1 protein-coding gene is annotated in these 241 nt (G+C 51.0%); it reads right to left on the bottom strand.

The window, feature by feature from the left end; genetic code table 11:
* A partial coding sequence (locus NZ772_08440; GenBank protein ID MCS6813581.1) for a hypothetical protein occupies nucleotides 1-234 on the bottom strand: 234 nt, incomplete at its 3' end.
* Nucleotides 235-241: the final 7 nt, after the last annotated feature.

The raw sequence follows: 241 nt of genomic DNA, 5'->3' as shown, positions 1-241 counted from the left end.
TCCTTGAATGAGGGTGTTGTCACCGAACAGACGGACGATTTCGCCCTCAGCCGTCGAATCATCCAAGATGGCGTTATCGACTTGCTCGTCATCTTGAAATAGGAGATCATTGAGCTCGGCGATGTCTTCATCTTCAGAGGCCACAGGTACATCTGTTGGAAAGCCACTAAACGAACCGAAGGAATCATCGTCGGCCCAGCCCGCACCCAAGTCTAGCGCCTCATCTTCAAACATATCTGCA

Source organism: Cyanobacteriota bacterium (assembly GCA_025054735.1).
Lineage (GTDB): Bacteria > Cyanobacteriota > Cyanobacteriia > SKYG9 > SKYG9 > SKYG9.
Note: the sequence above shows the minus strand (reverse complement) of the source record. Positions and strands in the feature narration are given on the sequence as shown.